This is a genomic window from Pseudoalteromonas sp. SANK 73390 (assembly GCF_054966645.1).
The window spans coordinates 102,386-124,372 of sequence record NZ_ARPN01000050.1 but is presented as its reverse complement, the minus strand read 5'-3'; the positions used below and the strand labels follow the sequence as shown (position 1 = coordinate 124,372).

At 40.3% G+C, this 21,987-nt stretch carries 22 protein-coding genes and 1 pseudogene; 2 read left to right on the top strand and 21 right to left on the bottom strand.

Annotation, left to right across the window (positions count from 1 at the left end):
* Window positions 1–16 precede the first annotated feature (16 nt).
* The 7 genes from SANK73390_RS06825 to SANK73390_RS06795 all read right to left on the bottom strand — a co-directional run bounded on the left by SANK73390_RS06825 (window position 17) and on the right by SANK73390_RS06795 (window position 4,542).
* Window positions 17–379 carry a response regulator gene (locus SANK73390_RS06825; RefSeq protein ID WP_261593086.1) on the bottom strand — a complete coding sequence of 121 codons (363 nt, stop codon included), beginning with the start codon at window positions 377–379 and terminating at the stop codon, window positions 17–19.
* A 9-nt stretch (window positions 380–388) separates the two neighbouring features.
* Entirely contained in the window at window positions 389–661 is a 273-nt protein-coding gene (locus SANK73390_RS06820) for an STAS domain-containing protein (protein ID WP_462764874.1), read from the bottom strand.
* A 133-nt stretch (window positions 662–794) separates the two neighbouring features.
* The gene (locus tag SANK73390_RS06815) at window positions 795–1,403 is read right to left on the bottom strand and encodes an SCO family protein (protein WP_462764872.1); all 609 of its coding nucleotides are present in this window, start codon (window positions 1,401–1,403) and stop codon (window positions 795–797) included.
* On the bottom strand, window positions 1,400–2,305 hold the full coding sequence (cyoE, locus tag SANK73390_RS06810; RefSeq protein ID WP_462764870.1) for a heme o synthase: 906 nt from the start codon (window positions 2,303–2,305) through the stop codon (window positions 1,400–1,402). Before cyoE ends, SANK73390_RS06815 begins: the two co-directional genes overlap by 4 nt.
* Window positions 2,302–3,315 (bottom strand): COX15/CtaA family protein, encoded by a 1,014-nt coding sequence (locus SANK73390_RS06805; RefSeq protein WP_462764868.1) that lies wholly within the window; start codon window positions 3,313–3,315, stop codon window positions 2,302–2,304. Before SANK73390_RS06805 ends, cyoE begins: the two co-directional genes overlap by 4 nt.
* A 10-nt stretch (window positions 3,316–3,325) precedes the next feature.
* Window positions 3,326–3,826 carry a transmembrane cytochrome oxidase associated protein gene (locus SANK73390_RS06800; RefSeq protein ID WP_462764866.1) on the bottom strand — a complete coding sequence of 167 codons (501 nt, stop codon included), beginning with the start codon at window positions 3,824–3,826 and terminating at the stop codon, window positions 3,326–3,328.
* Window positions 3,823–4,542 (bottom strand): SURF1 family protein, encoded by a 720-nt coding sequence (locus SANK73390_RS06795; protein WP_462764864.1) that lies wholly within the window; start codon window positions 4,540–4,542, stop codon window positions 3,823–3,825. Before SANK73390_RS06795 ends, SANK73390_RS06800 begins: the two co-directional genes overlap by 4 nt.
* A gap of 11 nt (window positions 4,543–4,553) precedes the next feature.
* On the opposite strand from SANK73390_RS06795, the gene SANK73390_RS06790 reads away from it, so the two are divergent.
* Window positions 4,554–4,856 (top strand): DUF2909 family protein, encoded by a 303-nt coding sequence (locus tag SANK73390_RS06790; RefSeq protein WP_315942707.1) that lies wholly within the window; start codon window positions 4,554–4,556, stop codon window positions 4,854–4,856.
* On the opposite strand, the gene SANK73390_RS06785 is transcribed toward SANK73390_RS06790, so the two are convergent.
* The 4 genes from SANK73390_RS06785 to coxB are packed head-to-tail and all read right to left on the bottom strand — an operon-like array spanning window position 4,762 to window position 8,920.
* Window positions 4,762–5,637: a cytochrome c oxidase subunit 3 gene (locus SANK73390_RS06785; RefSeq protein WP_462764886.1), complete on the bottom strand. Its 876-nt coding sequence runs from the start codon at window positions 5,635–5,637 to the stop codon at window positions 4,762–4,764. The two genes, SANK73390_RS06790 and SANK73390_RS06785, sit on opposite strands and share 95 nt — an antisense overlap.
* Before the next feature lie 6 nt (window positions 5,638–5,643).
* On the bottom strand, window positions 5,644–6,195 hold the full coding sequence (locus tag SANK73390_RS06780; RefSeq protein ID WP_261626073.1) for a cytochrome c oxidase assembly protein: 552 nt from the start codon (window positions 6,193–6,195) through the stop codon (window positions 5,644–5,646).
* Window positions 6,195–7,778, bottom strand: a complete 1,584-nt coding sequence (gene ctaD / locus SANK73390_RS06775) for a cytochrome c oxidase subunit I (protein ID WP_261593093.1) — start codon at window positions 7,776–7,778, stop codon at window positions 6,195–6,197. The genes SANK73390_RS06780 and ctaD overlap by 1 nt, the downstream gene beginning before the upstream one ends.
* Window positions 7,775–8,920, bottom strand: coding sequence for a cytochrome c oxidase subunit II (coxB, locus tag SANK73390_RS06770; RefSeq protein ID WP_462764861.1), 1,146 nt, complete (start codon window positions 8,918–8,920; stop codon window positions 7,775–7,777). The genes ctaD and coxB overlap by 4 nt, the downstream gene beginning before the upstream one ends.
* 568 nt (window positions 8,921–9,488) lie before the next feature.
* On the opposite strand from coxB, the gene SANK73390_RS06765 reads away from it, so the two are divergent.
* Window positions 9,489–10,646: a M23 family metallopeptidase gene (locus SANK73390_RS06765; RefSeq protein ID WP_462764859.1), complete on the top strand. Its 1,158-nt coding sequence runs from the start codon at window positions 9,489–9,491 to the stop codon at window positions 10,644–10,646.
* Window positions 10,647–10,666: 20 nt separating this feature from the next.
* Here the strand turns inward: SANK73390_RS06765 and SANK73390_RS06760 are convergent, their stop codons facing one another.
* The 10 genes and pseudogenes from SANK73390_RS06760 to SANK73390_RS06715 form a co-directional block, all read right to left on the bottom strand.
* On the bottom strand, window positions 10,667–11,215 hold the full coding sequence (locus SANK73390_RS06760) for a hypothetical protein (RefSeq protein ID WP_462764857.1): 549 nt from the start codon (window positions 11,213–11,215) through the stop codon (window positions 10,667–10,669).
* 75 nt (window positions 11,216–11,290) lie between these two features.
* Window positions 11,291–12,235 (bottom strand): protein translocase subunit SecF, encoded by a 945-nt coding sequence (secF, locus tag SANK73390_RS06755; protein ID WP_261593097.1) that lies wholly within the window; start codon window positions 12,233–12,235, stop codon window positions 11,291–11,293.
* Window positions 12,236–12,244: 9 nt separating this feature from the next.
* On the bottom strand, window positions 12,245–14,104 hold the full coding sequence (gene secD / locus SANK73390_RS06750) for a protein translocase subunit SecD (protein WP_261593098.1): 1,860 nt from the start codon (window positions 14,102–14,104) through the stop codon (window positions 12,245–12,247).
* Window positions 14,105–14,129: 25 nt separating this feature from the next.
* Complete coding sequence (gene yajC, locus SANK73390_RS06745; RefSeq protein WP_261593099.1) at window positions 14,130–14,468, bottom strand: preprotein translocase subunit YajC; 339 nt, start codon at window positions 14,466–14,468, stop codon at window positions 14,130–14,132.
* A 31-nt stretch (window positions 14,469–14,499) separates the two neighbouring features.
* Window positions 14,500–15,624, bottom strand: a complete 1,125-nt coding sequence (gene tgt / locus SANK73390_RS06740; RefSeq protein WP_462764854.1) for a tRNA guanosine(34) transglycosylase Tgt — start codon at window positions 15,622–15,624, stop codon at window positions 14,500–14,502.
* A gap of 361 nt (window positions 15,625–15,985) precedes the next feature.
* Window positions 15,986–17,019 (bottom strand): annotated as a pseudogene (locus SANK73390_RS06735) (IS110 family RNA-guided transposase).
* A gap of 697 nt (window positions 17,020–17,716) precedes the next feature.
* Window positions 17,717–18,628 (bottom strand): UDP-3-O-acyl-N-acetylglucosamine deacetylase, encoded by a 912-nt coding sequence (lpxC, locus tag SANK73390_RS06730; RefSeq protein WP_261626825.1) that lies wholly within the window; start codon window positions 18,626–18,628, stop codon window positions 17,717–17,719.
* An 85-nt stretch (window positions 18,629–18,713) separates the two neighbouring features.
* Window positions 18,714–19,958 carry a cell division protein FtsZ gene (gene ftsZ, locus SANK73390_RS06725; RefSeq protein ID WP_462764851.1) on the bottom strand — a complete coding sequence of 415 codons (1,245 nt, stop codon included), beginning with the start codon at window positions 19,956–19,958 and terminating at the stop codon, window positions 18,714–18,716.
* A gap of 20 nt (window positions 19,959–19,978) precedes the next feature.
* The gene (ftsA, locus tag SANK73390_RS06720; protein WP_261594520.1) at window positions 19,979–21,211 is read right to left on the bottom strand and encodes a cell division protein FtsA; all 1,233 of its coding nucleotides are present in this window, start codon (window positions 21,209–21,211) and stop codon (window positions 19,979–19,981) included.
* The gene (locus SANK73390_RS06715; protein ID WP_462764848.1) at window positions 21,208–21,987 is read right to left on the bottom strand and encodes a cell division protein FtsQ/DivIB; all 780 of its coding nucleotides are present in this window, start codon (window positions 21,985–21,987) and stop codon (window positions 21,208–21,210) included. Before SANK73390_RS06715 ends, ftsA begins: the two co-directional genes overlap by 4 nt.

The window sequence follows — 21,987 nt, the reverse complement described above, 5'->3', positions numbered from 1 at the left end:
AACCCAGCTCCTTAAGTTAACGTATTACTTTTTTCAACACTGCTAGTAACTGCTCGGGATTAAAGGGTTTTACTATCCAGCCTGTTGCGCCTGCTGCTTTGCCTTCAGTCTTTTTTTCTAGGCCTGACTCAGTTGTCAGCATCAACAAAGGCGTAAATTTATAGTTAGGTAGGTTGCGTAACTCTCGAATTAATGTAATTCCATCCATAATGGGCATATTCACATCTGAGATAACAGCATCAAACCCTTGTTGTTTTGCAATACTTAGAGCCTCACTACCATCACGTGCTTCGGTAACATCAAACCCCGCTTTTTTTAATGTAAAACCGACCATTTGCCTCATTGATGCAGAATCGTCCACAGCTAAAATTTTCTTCATACCAACCCCTTAATTTCTATCATTGAGAGCCAAGAATTCCGTTAAACCAAGCTCTTCAACTGAATTTAAAAGTGCTTGGCTGTTTCCATGCCAAATGAGCTTGTGGCTAACTGTAAGAAAGTGCTTTTGCAATGCACAAAGCAATTGAATTGACGCTGTATCAATACGAGTTACTTCAGATATGTCTATAGTTATATCCTGCTCTATCTCCAGTTCTTGTAATATTAACTGGTGTAACTCTTCAACTTGGCTAACAGCTAACTCTGAAGGAAGCTTTAACATATATGGGCACAGTTTAGATTTAATAACTCATAAATTTAGCTTAGACGTAGATATCAAAAAAGCCATAAAACTTATGCTAATAAAGACAAATTAATGAAGGTGTTAGAGAGTAATACGAATATCAGCACGCCAACTAAAATTTGTTGGCATACTGCGCTGCAATGATTTGAAAGTCTTCAGCAATTAAACTTGCATCAATAAGTGGCACTTCTCCCGCCAAAAATTTAGCTTTAAAGATTGCGCTTAAGTTACCCTGAGGATTTATCAATGCAACTGATGCACTGTGATCAACATAATAGTCAGGCTGGTCTGAATTACTAATTGCATAGATTAAGCCCATATTTCTCACCAATGGAAAGAGCTGAGCGTGAACATTGCTTAATCCTTTAAACTCTTTATTGAAATAGTCGATATATGCTCTTCGCTTTGAGGCATCATCTCGATTAGGATCAACCGAGATAAACCATACGGTTAGCTTGTTATTCGCCTGCAGTTGATCATAAACTTGACTAAGTTTTGCTAACGTCATTGGGCAAATATCAGGACAGTGTGTATACCCTAAAAAGACCAAGGTCCACTGTCCTTGCAAGTCTTTATTCGTGACCATCTGTTGATGTTGATCATATAATTCAAATGCACTCAATGACTTTGCATTTTTATAGTGAAGTGTATGCTCTGAGACCTCTGGCAGTTCAGTACAAGAGGCCAAAACCATCACAACTAATATCCATAGCCATTTCATTGTAGCAACCATTGGTCAATAAATAATGCAATGAATAATATCAGTAAATAGCTGATAGAAAAACGAAAAAGTGCCATCGCTTGTTGCTCACTCTGGTGCCAGTATAAGTTGATACTTTTACTAATAAATACAGCGTTGAGTAAGCATGCACTACTCAAATAAATCCAGCCTGACATGCCAATTAAATAAGGTAATAAGCACACAATACCCAGCAACACACTATACGCAATAATACATAACTTAGTAAAAGCTACACCATGCGTTACTGGCAGCATAGGAATATTAGCTCTTTGATAATCATTTTTACGCGCTATTGCCAGTGCCCAAAAGTGAGGTGGTGTCCATGTAAATATAATCATCACCAGCAGCCAAGGTGGTGCACTTAAAGTGCCAGTCTCACTTACCCAACCCAGCAATGGCGGCATCGCCCCCGCAAGCCCACCTATCACTATATTTTGTGGCGTGGCTCGTTTCAAAAACAAAGTGTAAATCACAGCATAGCCAACCAATGCGCCAAGAGTAAGGATTGTGCACAGCAGGTTACTCCAAATAATTAACAACGCACAGCCTAATATGGAAAGTATCAAAGCAAACAGCAGTGCATTTGTGATACTCAGTTGGGCAGTGGCAATTGGTCTATGCCGAGTCCTAGCCATTTTTTTGTCTATTTCTCTATCTACAATGTGGTTAATGGCAGCAGCCGCCGCTGACAAAAAACCAATCCCTAACAGGCTCATTACTTGAGATACCCAACCACGTTGCATATCTGGTGCCAGTGCAATACCAATCCAAGCAGTCAATACCAACATAAGTACAACTTTAATTTTGCAAATTGCTAAGTAGTTGCTCAACACTTGTTTTGGAGATAAATGCCACTTGGCAGGCACATGTAATACTGTCATATTGCAACTCCTTGTTTAGACGTTAATAAAAAGCATAACCGGACCATAGCAAGCAGTAACAATGCTGCCATAATGTTATGAAAAAGAGTAAGCAGTAATGGAAATTGAAGATGAACTATCAATCCACCAAGTACGAGCTGCGCCACTAAAAACGTGCAAACTAGTTTTACAGCACTTTGTATTTCAACGTTTTGTTCTTTATGAAAAATTCTCCAGCTAACCCAAAAAAGAGTTACTGCTGTAACAACAGCCCAAATACGATGTAAAAAGTGAATAGATAACCTAGTTTCAAACGGTAATACACCAAATTCATAGTTACTTTGCCCAACGGGTAAATGAAGTAAGCTTTCGATGGAAAATAACTCAATGTTACTGCAAATAGGCAAACCAGAACAATGTGGAGCCGCATAGTTAGCCGCAACCCAACCCCCTAGTGCAATTTGTATAATCAGCACGCAGAGTGCAAAAATTGCTAATAAAAAAGATCTGTGCTGGTTAGGCCTCGCTTGCGTTATACCACTGTGATGTGTACGTAATAGTAACAACACCAATAACGCGAGAATTGTAAATCCCCCTAATAAATGGCCCATTACAACAAACGGTTGTAGGTTCATGGTAACCGTCCACATACCGAGCATCCCTTGAAACAGCACCAGTACCAGTAACCCAATTGAATGCTTCAATCGAGGACTTACGTGAAGGCCATTAGAGAAACGATATTTGAATGAGGTAATACATAACACCACAATTAACAACCCCAATAGGGATGCAAAGTAGCGATGTATCATTTCAATCCAAGCTTTTTTGGGCTCCACTTGCGCATTCGGAAAATTCTCCTCAACAACAGAAAGCTCATGAGACTCATTAGGCACCGTTAAAAAGCCATAACAGCCTGGCCAGTCTGGACAACCAAGGCCAGCGTTACTCAAACGCGTGTATGCACCTAAAGACACCACAACCAAAGCCAAAATACAACTTGCCAAAACTAGCAGCTTATATCCTTTATTCATCATTTACTCCTTAGCTACTACGCGCATATTTTAATAATTTTTTTAGATCTTTAATGAGTCCTTTTTGTTCGATACGATTTTTACCCTGATCATCAAAATATGCATACTGTAATACCAACAACCCGCGATGATCTATCAAGTACAAACTTGCTGGTGGCAGTTTCTCATGTAAAGTATAGCTTTGATATTGAGGTGAAATTTGCTCACCTAATGTTCGGTTAAATACCACCAGCGAAACATCTTTTTGATGTTTACCAAGTGCTATATAGAGTTTTTCTAATGCAGCTAACTGTATATCACACTGACTTTGACAAGAGTCAGGCGCGTTAATAGCAATGCTCCAAAGCTGTTCTCCCTTTGATTGCCAGCTGGGAACTCGTAACTCTGAAGGTAAAAACTGACCATGATTTGTAGTGTGCTGCGGTAACCAGTCAAGTTTTATAGCAGCATACGCCAATACCAAAGGCACTAAACAGCAAACGATAAAGATTCCAAGAGGTCTTTGTATCATTCGTATTTTCCTCTTTTAATAGCAAAAAAAGCGATGCCACCTGCAGCAACAGCAATTAATAGCCACTGCAATGCATAAGCACGGTGTTTATCAGCAGGCATAACAACATGTTGGTAATGTGGGATTGCCACAATGGCATCAACACCTTGTTGATAAGCGACCAATTGAAATAAGGACTGCTGCGTTGATTGACTTAAAAACTCTAAATCCACATATTGTAAAAGCTGTGGTTGCTGTATATTCATATTTGGCTTAGAGGCTAAGGTGAAGCCCTTGATATCTTTGGACTTGATAATCACTTCAAGGGATAATTCATGTTCAGGTAAAGAAATAGAAGGTGTTTTGCGCATACCCAGAGCTTCAACAAACCCCAAATTGACCAACACCTTTTTGTTTGGATAGTCATTTAAGGTAAAAAGTGCCAAAGCGTCAAACCCCGCCTTACCATTGAGTACTTGGTTGTCTAAAAACCAAATTAAGTGAGAAGAGAAGCGTCCTTTAAGTATCGTAGACAAGCCGTTATTTTTTGCAGCCGATAATGAAAGTGTTTGTATTGCACTTAGCCCTAACTGCAAATCTTGCTGCTGTTGCAGTTGTTGTTTATCTGCAGCACGCTGCCACTGCCAAAGCGCTAATGCTAAACAACTAAAAATTACTACGGTGACTAACACCAAGGTAATAACTGAACTAGACTTGAGCTTAATTCTTTGCTGCATAAGGACTCACTATGCTAATTAAATTTATTATTATTTTTTTACTGCTATTTATTATTTTTAATTTATTTAGAGCATTATTTTTGATGCTGCAAAATCCTACTGAAGGAAAACCCATGTCGCTCTATTTAGGTCGTCGAGTTATTTTCTCCGCAGTTGTTTTAATCATTATAATCATTGCTGCGAAGTTAGGTGCGATTCAATTGAATCGCACCCCAAGCCTTACAGCACATATACAAATACAAATAAACATAACCAAACAACGTCCACAAAATGCCAATACCAAGCAGCTGCTTGAAAGGCAAAATGTTGTTTAGCAGTAAAATGTCCTTTGAAAAGTCTTAACAATACAATCAATAACAATATTGTTCCTAAAGTCACATGCACGCCATGAAAGCCAGTGAGCATGTAGAAGGTATTTCCATAGATACCCGCTTGTAAAGTCAAATCTAAATCAGCATATGCATGCATATACTCAAGTACCTGTAGCGCTAAAAATATGCATCCCAGCGCTACCGTTGCACCCAAGAATAGTTTTACTTTTGCCCGTTGGTCTTGTTCAATTGCCACATGTGCAAAATGTAAAGTAACAGACGAAGTAAGTAGTATAAGAGTGTTGATCAACGGCAATCCCTGCCATCCCATTGCTTGTGTCGTCTCTCCTGCAGGGGTTGACAACAGGGGCCAAACAGCTTCAAAAGTAGGCCACAACACCTCATTGGTCATAGCGTTATTACCTGCACCGCCAAGCCAAGGAACAGACAACACTCTCGCATAGAATAAAGCACCAAAGAATGCCCCAAAAAACATTACTTCAGAAAATATAAACCAACTCATACTTTGTCTAAATGAACGGTCCATTTGAGCTGAATACAAACCAGTTTGGGACTCATGAATAACATTTTTTATCCAACCAAACAGCATATAAAATAGAATGACTAAACCTGCATATAATACATATTGGCCATAGCCAGCATCACTGGATAACTGCATTACCGTAAGGCCTGCACCTATGGCTATCAAAAACATCGCCACGGCTCCAACTATCGGCCAATGACTTTGCTCGGGTACATAATATTGCTCATACTTTTCCATTATTATCTCCTAACCTGCCTGTTGCTTAGCCGCTACCGTATTACTTGCCGTAGCTTCGCTAATATCAAATACGGTATACGACAGGGTAAGCTCTTCAATCTCTTCGGGTAACTCAGTATCTACATAAAATACTAACGTAAATTCAACTTCTTGGTTGGCAGAAAATGGCTGCTGATCAAAGCAAAAACACGCCATTTTATGTAAATATTTAGCTGCCTTACCTGGACTAACAGAAGGTACTGCCTGCATAACCCTTGCTTCAGAGCTGAGGTTCTTCGCACTAAACTTCACTTCAACCATCTCGCCAGGGCTCACATTAACGCTATATTGGCGTGAATTAACTTCAAATGGCGCATTTCTTTGACTATGGGTAGTGAAACTCACATCAACAGTCCTAGAGGTAAGTACCTTATTACTCTCAGTAGCTACTTCTAAGGACGGTTTTCCATTTAAGCCTGTTACATCGCAAAACACATCGTAAAGTGGCACCAACGCAAAGGCAAAGGCAAACATACCAATCACCACTAGTGTCAGCTTTTTTAACAAGCTACTGTGGGGCATTACTTCACCTCTGGCGGTGTTGAGAAAGTATGATAAGGTGCAGGCGAAGGAACTTCCCATTCTAGCCCCTCAGCACCATCCCACACTTTATCCGGCACAGCTGCACCGCCTTTCGCACACTTGTATACAACGGCAACAAACAGGAGTTGAGATAAACCAAAAGCAAACCCACCGATACTTATCAAAGCATTAAAATCAGCAAACTGAAGTGCATAATCAGGGATCCGTCTTGGCATACCTGCAAGACCAACAAAATGCATTGGAAAGAACAGCACATTGACACTCACTAAAGATAACCAAAAGTGTAATTTTGCTAGCCTTTCGTTATACATATGCCCAGTCCACTTTGGTAACCAATAATAGGCACCAGCCATGATTGAAAATATTGCTCCAGTCACTAACACATAATGAAAATGTGCCACAACAAAGTAGGTATCATGATATTGGAAATCTGCAGGTGTAATTGCCAACATCAACCCTGAGAAACCACCTAAGGTAAACAATACAATAAATGCAATTGAAAATAGCATTGGCACTTCAAAACTAATTGATCCTCTCCACATCGTTGCGACCCAGTTGAATACTTTCACACCCGTAGGTACTGATATCAACATGGTTGCGTACATGAAAAATAGCTCTCCAGCTAACGGCATTCCCGTTGTAAACATGTGGTGTGCCCATACGATGAATGACAATAAAGCGATGGATGATGTGGCATATACCATCGATGCATAACCAAATAACTTCTTGCGAGAGAAAGTAGGAATGATGGTAGAAATAATACCAAACGCAGGTAAAATCATAATGTACACTTCAGGGTGACCAAAGAACCAAAAAATATGCTGGAACATCACGGGGTCCCCCCCACCTGCCGCATCAAAAAAGCTAGTACCAAAATACTTGTCGGTCAAAACCATTGTGACAGCACCTGCCAATACGGGCATGACTGCAATTAACAAAAATGCCGTGATCAACCAAGTCCAAACAAATAATGGCAGCTTCATCCAAGTCATACCTGGGGCTCGCAAATTCACTATAGTTACAATGACATTAATGGCACCCATAATAGAGCTAATACCCATAATATGAACGGCAAAAACGAATAGCGCTGTATTGTCATTACTGTAAGTTGTAGAAAGAGGTGCATAAAAAGTCCAACCAAATGCAGGTCCGCCTCCCTCCATAAACAAAGACATCAATAAAATTGCAAAGGCAAACGGTAATATCCAAAAGCTCCAGTTATTCATTCTAGGTAATGCCATGTCAGGCGCACCGATCATCATCGGGACCATCCAATTTGCAAGGCCAGTAAAAGCAGGCATAACAGCCCCAAATACCATAATCAAACCGTGAACTGTTGTCATTTGATTAAAAAAGTGAGGGTCAACTAACTGTAAACCTGGCTGAAAAAGCTCAGCTCTAATTACCATCGCCATGGCGCCGCCGATTAAAAACATCGTCAGCGAAAAAATTAAATATAATGAACCAATGTCTTTATGGTTGGTAGTATATAACCAACGTTTAAATCCCTTAGCTGCATGATGATCATGATGATTTTGTTCTGATTGCGCTACGGTGCTCATTTACCAGCCTCCTTATTTGCATCTATACGTGCCTGTACTTCGCTCGGTTGTATTACTTGGTCTAAGTCATTTCCCCAGCTATTGCGCTTATATGTCACAACCCCTGCAATTTCTTTTATAGATAATTGCTTTGCAAATGCTTGCATTGCGGTTCCAGGTTTACCATGCAAAATAATATCAATGTGATCTTTGACCTCACCTAACACAATAGGGCTGCCTTTAACCGCAGGAAAGACACCGGGTAAACCCATACCTGTAGGCTGGTGACAAGCGGCACAATATGCCATGTACACTTGTTCACCTGTTTGCATTAATTCGTCTTTACTGAGGGTTTGGTCTAACAGTGCAACGCTTGCAGCAGCAGCCTCTAGTTTTTGCAGCTTTGCATTAGTTAACCATTGTTCAAACGCTTCTGGCGAGCGCGCATCTACCACAATCGGCATAAAACCATGATCTTTACCACATAGCTCAGCACACTGACCTCTGTAGATACCCTCTTCATTTACACGTGTCCAAGCTTCATTGATAAAGCCTGGGTTAGCATCTTTTTTAACCGCAAAGTCAGGCACCCACCACGAGTGAATTACATCATCTGACGTCATTAAAAAGCGTACTTTTTTGTCTGTTGGAATAACCAAAGGCTTATCTACCTCTAGTAAATAGTTTTCTGATTTTTCTTCTAAATCATCAATTTGTGCTCTTGGCGTAGATAGCACAGAGTAAAAGTCAACATCATGCCCCATATATTCATAATGCCACTTCCATTGTGAACCAGTTACTTTAATGGTTAAGTCAGCCTTACTCACATCCTCCATTGCAATCAGAGTTTTTGTCGCCGGAACAGCCATGGCTACTAAGATAACAAAAGGAATTGCAGTCCAGAGTATCTCAACCTTAGTGCTTTCATGAAACTGCGCTGGTTGAGCACCTTTAGACTTTCGATGGTAGATCATAGCCCAGAACATTACTGCAAAAACCACTACCCCTATTGCACAGCAAATTAAGAATATAGTCATATGGAGCTGATAAACATTTTGACTGATATCTGTGACACCTTCGCGCATGTTAAATGCACTATTGCCATAGGAAAATAAAGGAGTAGTAAGCAAAAATGCACTGACCACCGATAGGTATTTGTTCATTTGACGCCTCCTGCGTTATCCATTTGCTAACTGAGGCAAACGATGAATAACCATTATTATTATTTGGATGACTGTCTAAACATGTGATCTTCATCACAAGTTAACTACACGACAACTAAACAATTAGTCAATAAATGAACAATTAGCAAGTTTTAGCTGTTTTTGATATAAAACTTTGGAAGTGCTTGATTGCAAGAGAAACTACTTAGTGCATTTTCACATCAAACAACACAATAAAGACACAAAATAGTCTATTTAACTCATATTTTTAGATTGCTTAGAGCATTGGCAGCGCATATAAGCAAATTTGTTTAATCATAAGGGTTTTGCAGTTTGTACCTGCTTACCTAATACTAGGTTTAAAGTGACTGTTTTTTATAAAATATTCGACCTTTAAACAAAATAATATCAGATACATTCATATATATTTTTTCCCCTTCCATACTGGTTTCCAGACTTAAACCGTAAACAAATGATGACAAAGACCTCCAAATCAACATCATTTATTTCACACTAAATTTACATTCAATCTATAATCAATGTGCCGATTGTTTAAAAAGGATACAACATGAAAACAATATCAACTGCATTAATACTAGGTAGCTTACTACTCTCAAAAGCAGTCATAGCACAAGGGCAGCATAGTCACATCAGTGAGTTCACTTTCGATGAACAGGCTCTTAAAAGCCTCCAGTTATATTCAATTCAAGTAATAGAAGAGCAGTCTTTCTTGTTTAGTAATTCGTTACAACATTATGATTTAGAAAACTTCCTCATGAGTTATGCTCCACATTTAGAAAGTAAAAAAGAAGTCCTGCTGCACTGGTCAGGTTATAGCAGCATCAGCCCTAAGTTATTACTTGCTTTGATGGAAACACAGAGTCAAGTGCTCAGTACACCCAATAAACAAAACTTAAATGCACCGTTTGGTAACCTTTCAACTCATAAAGGGTTTGATAAACAAGTTGAAGATATCGCGCTGTCACTCAGTAAACGCTATTATGCATATCAGCAATATGTCGAACTGAATATAAAAAATACGCTTGTGTCCACTAATGCCAGCACCGTAGCGATTGTGAGCATGTTGGAAAATCAGCGCACTGATTTAAATAAACTACTTGTTCAATACGAGCTCTTATTTGGTAAAAGCATGTTGCAAGCCAATGAAAAAAACCATATTCAAGTGCAAAATGTACAGCCACAAGTCAATTTCACTATGCAACTACCTTGGCCTTCTGGAAATGCATGGTACAGCGGTGGAGCTCATTCAAATACAGGTTCGGGTTACCCTTATTCTTCATTAGACTTTAACAATGGTTCAGGTGGCTGGGGAAGCAACACGCCCTGGGTACAAGCATCCCACAGTGGGCGTGTTACTCGCTATTCATCTTGTAGTATTCGCGTAACTCATTCTAGTGGCTACGCTACTCAATACTACCATATGGACAACTTGCAATATCAAAGCGGTGATACGATCTCCTCGGGGGCGTGGCTAGGTCGTTATGCTAACAATAGAAATCAAGCTTTATGCCAAGGAGGTAGCTCTAGCGGGCCACATGTTCACTTTTCATTACTTAATAATGGCCGTTTTATCTCGTTACATAACTGGTACATCAGCGGCTATCGAATAGATGTAGGCAACTCGAACTATGATGATAATTGTTGGAATTTTTATTTTGAAAAAAATGGCTATGTGACTTGTGCATGGAACCGTTTATATAAGTAAATTCTTATATTGCACACTGACTAGCATCTGTAAGTTAAGTGTGCATCTTCCTCATTTATTAGGCTCTTTTTTACAAGCTGTAGGTGCGCCATCAATTCTGCTATCTCAACTTGTGCAATGTAATAATTACTTTGCTGCTCAACATTACTTACCAAAGAAAACAAAATAATGGGCTGTATTAACAAGTCTTTAAGGTGATAACAAATAGGTAGCTCAAATTGCGGAAGTAAACTTTGAATATATTCATCAGAACGCTGTTTTAAAGGTTTTTTTTGCAACTCATTTGATATTAATAACAACTGCGAAATATAGTTCGCGCACTGTGATTTTTGATCAGCAAATACTGCAAGTATGGTTTGCGCCGTGATATGAAGCTCATCACTTTGTGTTTTAAGCGCTTGCCGCTTTACATCTGTATACAAAGCAAGCTGTAACTTTTGTAGCTGTTCACTATATGTATGCAACAAAACCAACAACTTAGGCGAATCATGCACTTGCAAAGATTTATTTTGCTCAATACACGCTGTAATAACCACACATGCTATTATCACAGCGAATTTTTTAATCATTAAAATTGTACCTACTCAATGCCAAAAACCAATAAAAAAAGCCGCATTGACGCGGCTTTTTTTAATTATTTAGTATTAAGGCATCGCATCAAGATCGGCGCCTTCTTTTTCTACTTCAACTGGAATTAAGTCTTCTTTACTTACCCCCATTGCAACTGCAACTGAGCTGGCAACATAAACAGAAGAATAAGTACCGATGAAAACACCAAACAACAGTGCTGTGGCAAATCCATGAATTGTTTGTCCACCCCATACAAATAACGCGACCAATACCAATATAGTGGTAATTGATGTTACTAATGTACGGTTAAGTGTTTGAGTTAAAGAAATATTAATTATTTCAATTGTATCGTCAATGCGCACTTTTCTGAAGTTCTCACGGATACGGTCTGAAACAACAATCGTATCATTTAACGAGTAACCTATAACAGCCAAAATCGCAGCTAATATGGTTAAGTCAAACTCAAGATCAAGTAACGAAAACAATCCCATCGTCAAGATCACATCATGGAACAAAGCTGCAACCGCACCAAGTGCAAAACGCCACTCAAAACGAAATGCGACATAAATCAAGATACAGATCATGGCAGTTAACATAGCTAAACCACCTTGCTCTTTTAGATCCTCACCTACACTTGGTCCTACAAACTCGATACGACGCATTTCTACACTACTATCAGCCTGTTGTAATGCAGCAATAAGTTGATTACCTATCTCTTCAGCTTTAACATCATCGCCACGAGGCGCTAAGCGAACCAGTACTTCTTGACTGGTACCAAATAGCTGTACCGATGCATCTGCAAACCCATTTTCAGCAAGTACATCGCGAATATTTTTTAAATCAGCTGGCTGTGAAAAACCGACTTCAACGGCAGTACCACCTGTGAAATCTAAGCCAAAGTTCAATCCACGAATTGCCATTGAAGCAATTGACGCCACTATCAACAGCGCAGAGAAAGCCATTGTAAGCTTTCTTGCCGACATGAAGCGGATAGTGTCTTTTAAGTTTAATAACTGCATACCCGTCTCCTAGATAGAAAGCTTCTCAACACGTTTACCACCAATACAAAAATTGATCACCGCACGGGTGCCAACGATGGCTGTAAACATGGAAGTAATAATACCAATCGCCAACGTCACTGCGAACCCTGCAATTGGTCCTGTACCAACTGAGAACAAAATAATTGCAGCAATTAGCGTGGTGATGTTAGCATCAAAAATTGTGCTAAATGCACTATCATAACCGTGATGTACAGCTTGCTGAGGACTACGACCATCGGCTAATTCTTCTCGAATACGCTCAAAAATAAGCACATTTGCATCCACAGCCATACCTACTGTTAATACAATACCTGCGATACCCGGTAAGGTTAGTGTCGCCCCAGGGATCATCGACATAACGCCAACGATTAATACTAAGTTCGCCGCTAATGCAAGGTTTGCAACTAACCCGAAACCTTTGTAATAAGCCAACATAAAGGCTAATACAAATGCAAAACCTAGCCCCACAGCCGTCATACCTGCATCAATATTTTCTTGACCTAAACTTGGACCTACCGTGCGCTCTTCTACAATTTGGATTGGTGCAACCAAAGCGCCTGCACGAAGTAATAAGCTCAAGTTATGTGCTTCGGCGGGGTTATCGATTCCAGTAATACGGAAAGAGTTATTTAACCGTGCTTGAATTGTTGCAACATTAATGACTTCTTCGACTTTAATTGGCGGTAGTGCTTTACCACTTGCATCTTTCTTACCTGATGGTTTGTACTCAATAAATACTGTTGCCATGCGCTTACCGATAGCACGTTTAGTAAACGCATTCATTTTTGCGCCACCTTTACTATCAAGGTTAATACTCACTTGTGGACGCTGGTATTCGTCCATGCCAGACTGCGCACCAGTTATATGACTCCCCTCTAGGATGATACGTTTTTTCAATACCACAGGAAAGCCATCTTTGTGGTTAATAACTTCAGTACCCGGTGGAATACGCCCTTGTGCAGCGGCGCGCACATCAGCATTTTCATCCACTTCACGGAACTCTAAAGTGGCGGTGGCACCTAAAATCTCTTTCGCTCTTGCAGTATCTTGTACACCTGGCAATTGCACAATAATACGCTCGGCACCTTGTCGCTGAACATTGGGCTCAGCAACACCTAGTTGGTTAATTCGATTGCGGATGATAGTTTCGTTTTGCTTGATAGCATAGTCACGAATTTCTTTAAACTTCTGATCGCTTAAATTCACATAAAATGCAACATCATTGCTACTGTCATCAATAAAGTTATAAAGCGGATAACGACTTTGTAAGAAGCGCTCTGCAGCTTCTTTATCAGTCGCCTCACGCATCGTTACTTGTAATCTATCGCTGCCAGCGACGCGACGTACTGAGCGATAACGTAACTTTTCTCCCCGCAAGTCGCTCTTAAAATCTTGTTCCATGGTCTCAAGCGCGTTATCAAGCGCAGTAACCATATCTACTTCCATAGTAAAGTGCACACCGCCACTTAAATCCAAGCCCAACTTCATTGGATTGCCACCTAAGGTTTTTAACCATTCAGGTTGTGCAGGGCTCATATTAATCGCAGAAATATAGTCTTCACTCAAATTAACACGCAATATGTCTTGCGCTTTCAGTTGCTCTTCTACATTTTTAAAACGCACCAATACTTGACCATTCTCAAATACTGACGACTTTACTGTGATGTTGTTCTTTGCAAGTGTATTATTTACTTGATCTAGCACGCTTAAGTCAGCACTAGCACCTTTGGTGCCAGAAATTTGTATAGCCGGATCACGGCCATACAAATTTGGTGTGGCATATAAGATACCCACAGCCAACACAACGAGTACCAGTAAGTATTTCCACATTGGATACTTATTTAACACTGGATTATCCCTTTTATTATTTTTCTTACAGTGACTTCATTGTACCTTTCGGTAGAACAGCAGAAACTGCTGATTTTTGTACCGTTACTTCAGCTTGGTCATTAAGTGCAATAACGACAAAATCTTTATCATCAGCAACCTTCGTAATCTTACCTACCAAGCCACCTTGAGTTAGTACTTCATCACCCTTCGCTAATGCACCCATTAGGCTTTTATGATCTTTAACACGCTTAGCTTGTGGACGGTATATTAAGAAATAAAATACCAGACCAAAAATAGCCAGCATAATCAGCATTTCCATACCACCACCTGCAGGCGATGCACCTGCAGTGCTTGCATGCGCACTCGACATAAATAAACTCATAACACTTCCTCTTTAAATTTTATATTTAATCTTATTCAGTTTCTGCTAACGGTGGTACAGGTTGACCACGGCGTGCATAAAAATCTGCTACGAAGGCATCTAACTCACCTTTACTGATAGCATTGCGTAATCCTTCCATAACACGTTGATAGTAACGTAAGTTATGAATTGTATTTAAGCGTGCCCCTAAGATTTCATTACATTTATCTAAATGATGTAAATAAGCACGAGAATAATTTTCACAAGTATGACAGTCACACTCAGGGTCTAATGGACCCGTATCCGTTTTATGTACTGCATTGCGAATTTTAACGATGCCACCGGTAATAAATAAATGTCCATTGCGCGCGTTTCTTGTTGGCATGACGCAATCAAACATATCAATACCACGTCTTACAGACTCTACTAAATCTTCAGGTTTACCAACTCCCATCAAATAGCGAGGTTTATCTTCTGGCATTTTATAAGCACAATGATCAAGGATGCGGATCATATCTTCTTTCGGTTCACCGACAGATAATCCACCTAAAGCGTAACCATCAAAGCCAATATCTTCTAAACCTTTTTGTGACTGTGCACGCAACTCTGGATACATCCCACCTTGAATAATGCCAAACAGCGCAGATGGATTATCACCGTGCCCCTCTTTGGAACGCTTAGCCCAGCGAAGTGACAACTCCATTGAATCTTTCGCTTCTTTTTCTGTTGCAGGGTAAGGGGTACATTCATCAAAAATCATGACAATATCAGAGCCTAAATCACACTGTACTTGCATCGCTTTTTCTGGAGAGAGCATGATTTTCTCACCATTTACTGGTGATTGGAACATAACGCCTTCTTCAGTGATTTTACGCATAGCACCTAAGCTGAACACCTGAAAACCACCAGAGTCAGTCAATATAGGTTTGTCCCAGTTCATAAAATCATGAAGGTCACCATGTTGTTTAATAATTTCAGTACCTGGGCGCAACATTAAATGAAAGGTGTTACCAAGACAAATTTGCGCGCCGGTGCCTTTTAACTCATCAGGAGTCATACCTTTAACAGTACCATACGTACCTACAGGCATAAATGCGGGGGTCTCTACTACACCTCGTTCAAAAACAAGACGACCACGACGCGCTTTACCATCTGTACAGTCTAATTCAAATTTCATTATTACCTCAAAGTCGGAAAAACAGTCCAACTGTTAACAGTTGCTAACAACAAAGCAGTTTAACAATCTGGTGAAAAAACTGCCCAATTCTACCTTGTTTGCTTGGGTAATTCTAATTATTGGGCCGAAAATACGGTTTTAAAGATAAGAGAGAGTAAAACAACGTAAACAAATAAAAACTTCTTTGAAGAATTAAACACATACTTATGTTAGAGCTCTAATTGAGTAGCTAACTCTGGCTCATTGATATTTTCGCGAACAGGTAACCAAATCTATAAAGCGAGCTCTAGGCTCTTAGTTATTCACTGGTTTTACCTGCTGGTTTTTACCTTCAATTGGGCGTTTTTATTGTATGAACCTCTTAAGCTGTAATTAATACCGCTTTGTATTCTGTGCCTTGGGTCAACATTGCAAAGGCTGTTCTGACTGTCTTGTTCGCTAAGGCTACCGCAGCACAACGTTTTCCTCTACGAGCAACCAATGCTTGATCCATGCCTCTTTTTGGGTGACGGCTTCTCGTGTCATTATCCGGTTAATCGCTGACATTGCACCTACGATAAGGTTACTGCGTAACATACTGTTTTTCACATATTTGCCAATACTGCCCAGTTTGACTTTTCCTCCCGTTGAATACTGAATTGGGGTTAATCCTATACAAGCAGAAGCATCTTTGCCTTTGTGAAATAGCTCGGGTTGACAACCCAAAGCAATATATAAATTCACAGCATTGATGGTACTTACGCCCTCTAACTGTAGTAACCTTTTACATTCAGTATGTTGTGTCGATATGTTAGCCAACACCTCTTCATAATGCACAATCGATTTTAGTAAACCGCGATATTGTGTCCAGGCCATTTGTAATGCACTTCTAAATTCAAAGGATAGGTCATTTTCACCATCTTCTAATGTTGCTTGAATGACACCTTTTAACCCACCATTACGGTTGGACAATTTAATATTCAATTCCAATAACAAGCCTTTTAGCTGGTTGCCTAAGGCTGTTTTTTGCTTAATCGCTAACTCTCTAAAACGCATAATAGATTGCAGTTGTTGCTGTTCAATGTTTTTACCTGAGATAAAATTAACATCCGGTAGTAAAGCCGCTTGCACAACCGCTAATGCATCGTTTTTATCTGTCTTTTGGTTCTGGCGTACTGAATGGACAAGTTTAGGGCAAATGAGACGAGCATCATGCCCTAAACTACTGGCTTGTTGTTTCCAATAGTCTGAGGTACTACAGGCTTCAAAAATAACTGTCGCTGATTTAAGGTTGGCTAAGAAGGTTAAAAACTCCCTCGTTGTCATTTCTGTATTAGAACGCACGCTTTTGTTTGTATACATATAAACTTGGATAACTTCTTCTGCTAAATCTACACCAACGATAGTATTATTCATGTTATGGACTCTTTTTAATATGTTTGTGTTGTAACAAATATATTACCTCACATCTTCGGGTGTGAGGGAGTCCAATTACCTATGTGCGACGCGCAGGTTCTGCCTTAGGAAAACACTCGAATGACTGCTCTGAGAACACACAGCAAAGATCAACACGCCCTAGATTTAAAGTAGTGATGTCCATGATGTTGTTTCGCATCTGCAAAGCTTCGCTCGACCATTTCTACTCATCGTCGATAAAGCTTTTTCCCCATTCGCTCAGCCTAATCACATTGGTGTTTTCTACACTTACTTGCCAAACATACTACGTGATAACTTTGGTTTTATTCTTACTGACTGTACACTGATTTTTGACTTGGCAACTTTCGCATTTCCTTGGGTCGCAATGATAATGCCGATAGCCTGTTCGACTCGTTGTTTTATAGATTAGGATTTCACCTTGGGCCGTACATAGGTATCCGTATCAGGTTGGTACTGATATTCCCGCTTGGCAAGCACGAGTTGATAAATAGCGACCATTTATAATTCGAATTGCTGGGAGGGTTTTCTTTAAGCATAGTGGAAGGGTTTTCTTTAAGCATAGTGAATATTCTAAACTCACTACGCTTATTAGATCAAAGTGTGAGATCCGCGTCTAGCCTTTTTTAACAATCTTAATGACGCATAATGCGTCATTTTTTTATCTGTATTTTATGTATCAAGCCGTCGTAACTTCAAGACCTGGTGCTGGCATTGAGACAGGTTCGTCGAACGTAGCCCATTCCCATGCTGATTCAGTTGCCATAATCTGACGTAACAACTTATTATTTAAGCCATGGCCCGATTTAAAACATGTGATCTTACCAAGGATATTGTACCCAGCCATAAACATGTCACCCACACAATCTAATATTTTGTGTTTTACAAACTCATCATCATAACGAAGGCCATTTGGGTTTAACACTTTATAATCATCAAGCACAACTGCATTGTCCATGCTACCACCTAAGGCTAAATTATTGGCATGCATGTATTCAATGTCTTTCATAAAACCAAACGTTCTAGCTCGACTGATTTGCTCCGTAAAACTCTGTGCAGTGATATCCAGCGCAATGCGTTGGCGGCTTTCATTGATAGCAGGGTGATCAAACGCAATTTCAAAATCAATATGAAATCCATCATAAGGCGTAATTTCTGCCCACTTATCACCGTCTTCAACACGGACTTTTTCTTTGATACGAATAAAGCGTTTAGCAACGTTTTGTTCTTTAATGCCGCCTTTTTGCAATAAATAAATGAATGGTAATGCACTCCCATCCATAATTGGCACTTCTGCACTATCAAGCTCAACAATTAAATTATCGATACCCATGGCAGCGACTGCAGCGATTAAGTGCTCAGTGGTCGAAAGACGAATACCATCTTTATTAGTTAAACACGTACACAGCTGCGTATCTCCAACAGCTTCTGGCGTAGTTTCAAAATTAACGACTGGATCAAGATCCACACGACGAAACACCACTCCGGTGTTTTCGCTCGCTGGTCGGAGAGTGATCGTGACCTTTTCGCCTTTATGAAGCCCTACACCCGTTGCTTTTACAACTTCGGCAATTGTACGTTGTCTAATCATAGCTTCGCCCACTTTTATTACACATAGACGGCGGATTGTATCACAAATACGATCAGCTGCCAATTGTTCAATCTATAATCAGAGATTAGTCTGATTGCTTACGCAAAAACGCAGGAATATCGAAATAATTTTCTTTTTCTTTATCTGCTTCTTTGCTATCTACTTTACTTGTTTCTGTACTAGCGCTTGGCTTATTACTTACAGCTGGTTTACTCTTCTGAGATGCTGTTTCCTGAGTACCATCTGTTTGTGGTTGTGTAAAACTAGGAACAAACATACCTGTTGATTGAGTGCTTTCTTGAGCCTCATTACCTGTATCAGAACCTACGACCTTTTTAAAGCCATTATCTACAATACCGAATTGAGGACGACGCTCACCACCTAAACCAGTTGCAACCACAGTTACACGTAGCTCTTCGCTCATTTCAGGGTCAATAACGGCACCAACAACCACAGTCGCATTCTCTGAAGCTAGTGCTTTAACGTGGTTACCCACTACCTCAAACTCTTCGATAGTGATGTCCATACCTGCTGTAATATTTACCAAAATGCCCTTTGCGCCAGTTAAATCTACATCCTCTAATAAAGGACTTGAAATTGCGGCTTCAGCAGCTTCTTGCGCACGGTCCGGACCTGAAGCCGAAGCAGTACCCATCATTGCTGTTCCCATCGCTGACATCACTGTTCTTACGTCTGCAAAGTCAACATTGATCAAGCCTGAACGAGTAATTAGTTCAGCGATACCTTGTACAGCACCATATAGTACATCGTTAGCCTTAGCGAACGCGTCTAACAGTGTAGTTCCTTTGCCTAAAACTTTAAGTAATTTGTTGTTGGGAATTGTAATAAGTGAATCTACAATTTCTGACAGTTCACCAATCCCTTGATCAGCTGCTGCCATACGCTTCTTACCTTCCAAATCAAATGGACGGGTAACAACAGCCACAGTTAAAATTCCAAGCTCTTTCGCAACACGAGCCACAACAGGCGCAGCACCAGTACCGGTTCCACCGCCCATACCTGCTGCGATAAATACCATATCAGCACCTTCTAAGGCTGATTTGATAGTTTCAATATCTTCTTCAGCGGATTTACGCCCCACATCTGGGTTAGCACCTGCACCCAAGCCTGAAGTAATTTGAGTACCTAGTTGCACAGTTATATCTGCTGATGATTTACGCAGTGCTTGCGCATCGGTATTAGCAGCAACAAAACGTACACCTTCAATTTCTTGTTTCACCATGTGTTCAACGGCATTACCACCACCACCACCCACACCAATGACTTTAATAACAGCTTCTTCGCTGTGTTGTTCCATAATATCAAACATCTTCACTCTCCGACTTGAGCTTAAAACTCACCTTGGAACCATTTTGTAATGCGGCTCCACCAACTTCCTTCCGTCTCTGCTTTGGACTTTTGTGCATTCATCGATTGCAGTGTACGGCCGTATTGTAACAAACCTACCGCTGTTGCATATGCAGGATCGTTAACATAATCTGTTAGGCCCGTTACACCGATGGGTTTACCTATTCTCACAGGCATTTGACAAATATCCTCGGCCACCTCAAGGGCACCGGTCATTTTCCCGCTTCCACCAGTAATAACAAGACCCGCAGCAATTTGATCTTCAAAACCTGAGCGGCGTATTTCTTCAAGCGCCAACTCTAATAACTCTCTGAACCTAGGCTCAACAACTTCAGATAACGTGTGTCGAGACATTAAGCGTGCTGGACGACCACCCACACTAGGTACTTCTATTGTATCTTCATTGCTAGCCATTTGGCTGCTAGCACAGGCATATTGTACTTTTAATGACTCAGCATGAGAGATAGGAGTACGAAATATTTTAGCAATATCACCGGTAACCTGATTACCTGCAACAGGGATTACAGCAGAGTGACGTAATGCGCCATTTAAATAGATAGCAATATCCATCGTCCCTCCACCAATATCAACAACCGCGACACCCAGTTCCTTTTCATCATCCGTGAGTACCGAATAACAAGAAGCCAACGCACTAAACGTTAATTGATCAACTTGAAGCCCGCAGCGTTCAACACACTTCTCTAAATTTTTAGCCATATCATTCGAGCAAGTTATGATATGGGCTTTGGCTTCCATACGAACCCCACTCATACCAAGGGGATTCTTTATCCCCTCTTGCATATCAATGCTGTATTCTTGTGGCAATGAATGGAGCATTTTACGTTCTGCAGAAATTGGTACGGAACGCGCAATATGTATCACATTAGCAATATCGTCATCACTCACTTCAGCATTGTTAATCGCTACCACGCCGCTTTCGTTCTGGCATTGAATATGCTTACCAGAGATACCTAAATAAACTGAACTAATACGGCAATCAGCCATCAGTTCCGCTTCATCAATCGCACGACGAATAGACTCTGAGACAAGGTTGAGATCATTAACACCACCCTTATCCATACCATAAGAGACTTGGTTGCCCACACCAACTATACTAAGCTGATTATCCGCGGTAATTTCACCAACGGTCGCAACTACTTTTGAAGTACCTACATCCAACCCTATCACTAAATTTCTTTCTGCTGACTTGGTCATGCTTCACTCTTACTTTGTTGTTCTTGTACTTGCGGATATTTCCAGCTAATTGCCAGCCCCGTATCATAACGCAGGTCTATCACATCAATCATGGCACCTTCCGGTGCCTGCATTTTTGGATAAACATCAATAAATCTTTGTACTCGTTTGGCTATACTCTCTCGACCTAAATTAAGCCGCACACCACTATCTAGCCAAAGCTGCCAAGCAAAACGCTCCGATAGTGCCAAGCTTACTAGCTCAAAATTATTCACCAACAGCATGTCTTTAAACTGCAAGAAGGTCTGCCAAGCTTCGCGTTCACTCCCTTCAGGGCCATATAACTGAGGCAACTGTGTACTTAGTTGTTCACTTTGAGCTTGAAAAACATCACCTTGCTTATTGAGCAGTAAATCACTATTCCACACTGCAACAGGTTGATGCTCAACAACATAGACCTGTAATTGATCAGGCCATTGCTTACGCACTGACACATGGGCTACCCAAGGCAGATCTTGTACCTTGTTATGCACAGACTTAACATCAAGTTCAAAGTAGCTACTCAAATCAACTTCTTTAATCGCCGCGATAATATCGACTTCTTTGGTGTAATAAGGTTTACCTAGTACTGTTAATTGCTTTATTTGCGCATCTTTATGCTCTACTAACCAATCACTTACCCAGTATGTACCTTTAATTACACTCAGTATAACCAACATGAAAAAGCTGACACCTAAAATCAACGACCAATTAAGGCGCTGTTTTAGCCGTTTGGCTTTATCAAAAAATGCACGCAT

Coding starts and splice junctions, on each gene's coding strand:
- SANK73390_RS06825 (WP_261593086.1), bottom strand. CDS start 379: ATGAAGAAAATTTTAGCTGTGGACGATTCTGCATCAATGAGGCAAATG.
- SANK73390_RS06820 (WP_462764874.1), bottom strand. CDS start 661: ATGTTAAAGCTTCCTTCAGAGTTAGCTGTTAGCCAAGTTGAAGAGTTA.
- SANK73390_RS06815 (WP_462764872.1), bottom strand. CDS start 1,403: ATGAAATGGCTATGGATATTAGTTGTGATGGTTTTGGCCTCTTGTACT.
- cyoE (WP_462764870.1), bottom strand. CDS start 2,305: ATGACAGTATTACATGTGCCTGCCAAGTGGCATTTATCTCCAAAACAA.
- SANK73390_RS06805 (WP_462764868.1), bottom strand. CDS start 3,315: ATGAATAAAGGATATAAGCTGCTAGTTTTGGCAAGTTGTATTTTGGCT.
- SANK73390_RS06800 (WP_462764866.1), bottom strand. CDS start 3,826: ATGATACAAAGACCTCTTGGAATCTTTATCGTTTGCTGTTTAGTGCCT.
- SANK73390_RS06795 (WP_462764864.1), bottom strand. CDS start 4,542: ATGCAGCAAAGAATTAAGCTCAAGTCTAGTTCAGTTATTACCTTGGTG.
- SANK73390_RS06790 (WP_315942707.1), top strand. CDS start 4,554: ATGCTAATTAAATTTATTATTATTTTTTTACTGCTATTTATTATTTTT.
- SANK73390_RS06780 (WP_261626073.1), bottom strand. CDS start 6,195: ATGCCCCACAGTAGCTTGTTAAAAAAGCTGACACTAGTGGTGATTGGT.
- ctaD (WP_261593093.1), bottom strand. CDS start 7,778: ATGAGCACCGTAGCGCAATCAGAACAAAATCATCATGATCATCATGCA.
- coxB (WP_462764861.1), bottom strand. CDS start 8,920: ATGAACAAATACCTATCGGTGGTCAGTGCATTTTTGCTTACTACTCCT.
- SANK73390_RS06765 (WP_462764859.1), top strand. CDS start 9,489: ATGAAAACAATATCAACTGCATTAATACTAGGTAGCTTACTACTCTCA.
- SANK73390_RS06760 (WP_462764857.1), bottom strand. CDS start 11,215: ATGATTAAAAAATTCGCTGTGATAATAGCATGTGTGGTTATTACAGCG.
- secF (WP_261593097.1), bottom strand. CDS start 12,235: ATGCAGTTATTAAACTTAAAAGACACTATCCGCTTCATGTCGGCAAGA.
- yajC (WP_261593099.1), bottom strand. CDS start 14,468: ATGAGTTTATTTATGTCGAGTGCGCATGCAAGCACTGCAGGTGCATCG.
- tgt (WP_462764854.1), bottom strand. CDS start 15,624: ATGAAATTTGAATTAGACTGTACAGATGGTAAAGCGCGTCGTGGTCGT.
- lpxC (WP_261626825.1), bottom strand. CDS start 18,628: ATGATTAGACAACGTACAATTGCCGAAGTTGTAAAAGCAACGGGTGTA.
- ftsZ (WP_462764851.1), bottom strand. CDS start 19,958: ATGTTTGATATTATGGAACAACACAGCGAAGAAGCTGTTATTAAAGTC.
- ftsA (WP_261594520.1), bottom strand. CDS start 21,211: ATGACCAAGTCAGCAGAAAGAAATTTAGTGATAGGGTTGGATGTAGGT.
- SANK73390_RS06715 (WP_462764848.1), bottom strand. CDS start 21,987: ATGCGTGCATTTTTTGATAAAGCCAAACGGCTAAAACAGCGCCTTAAT.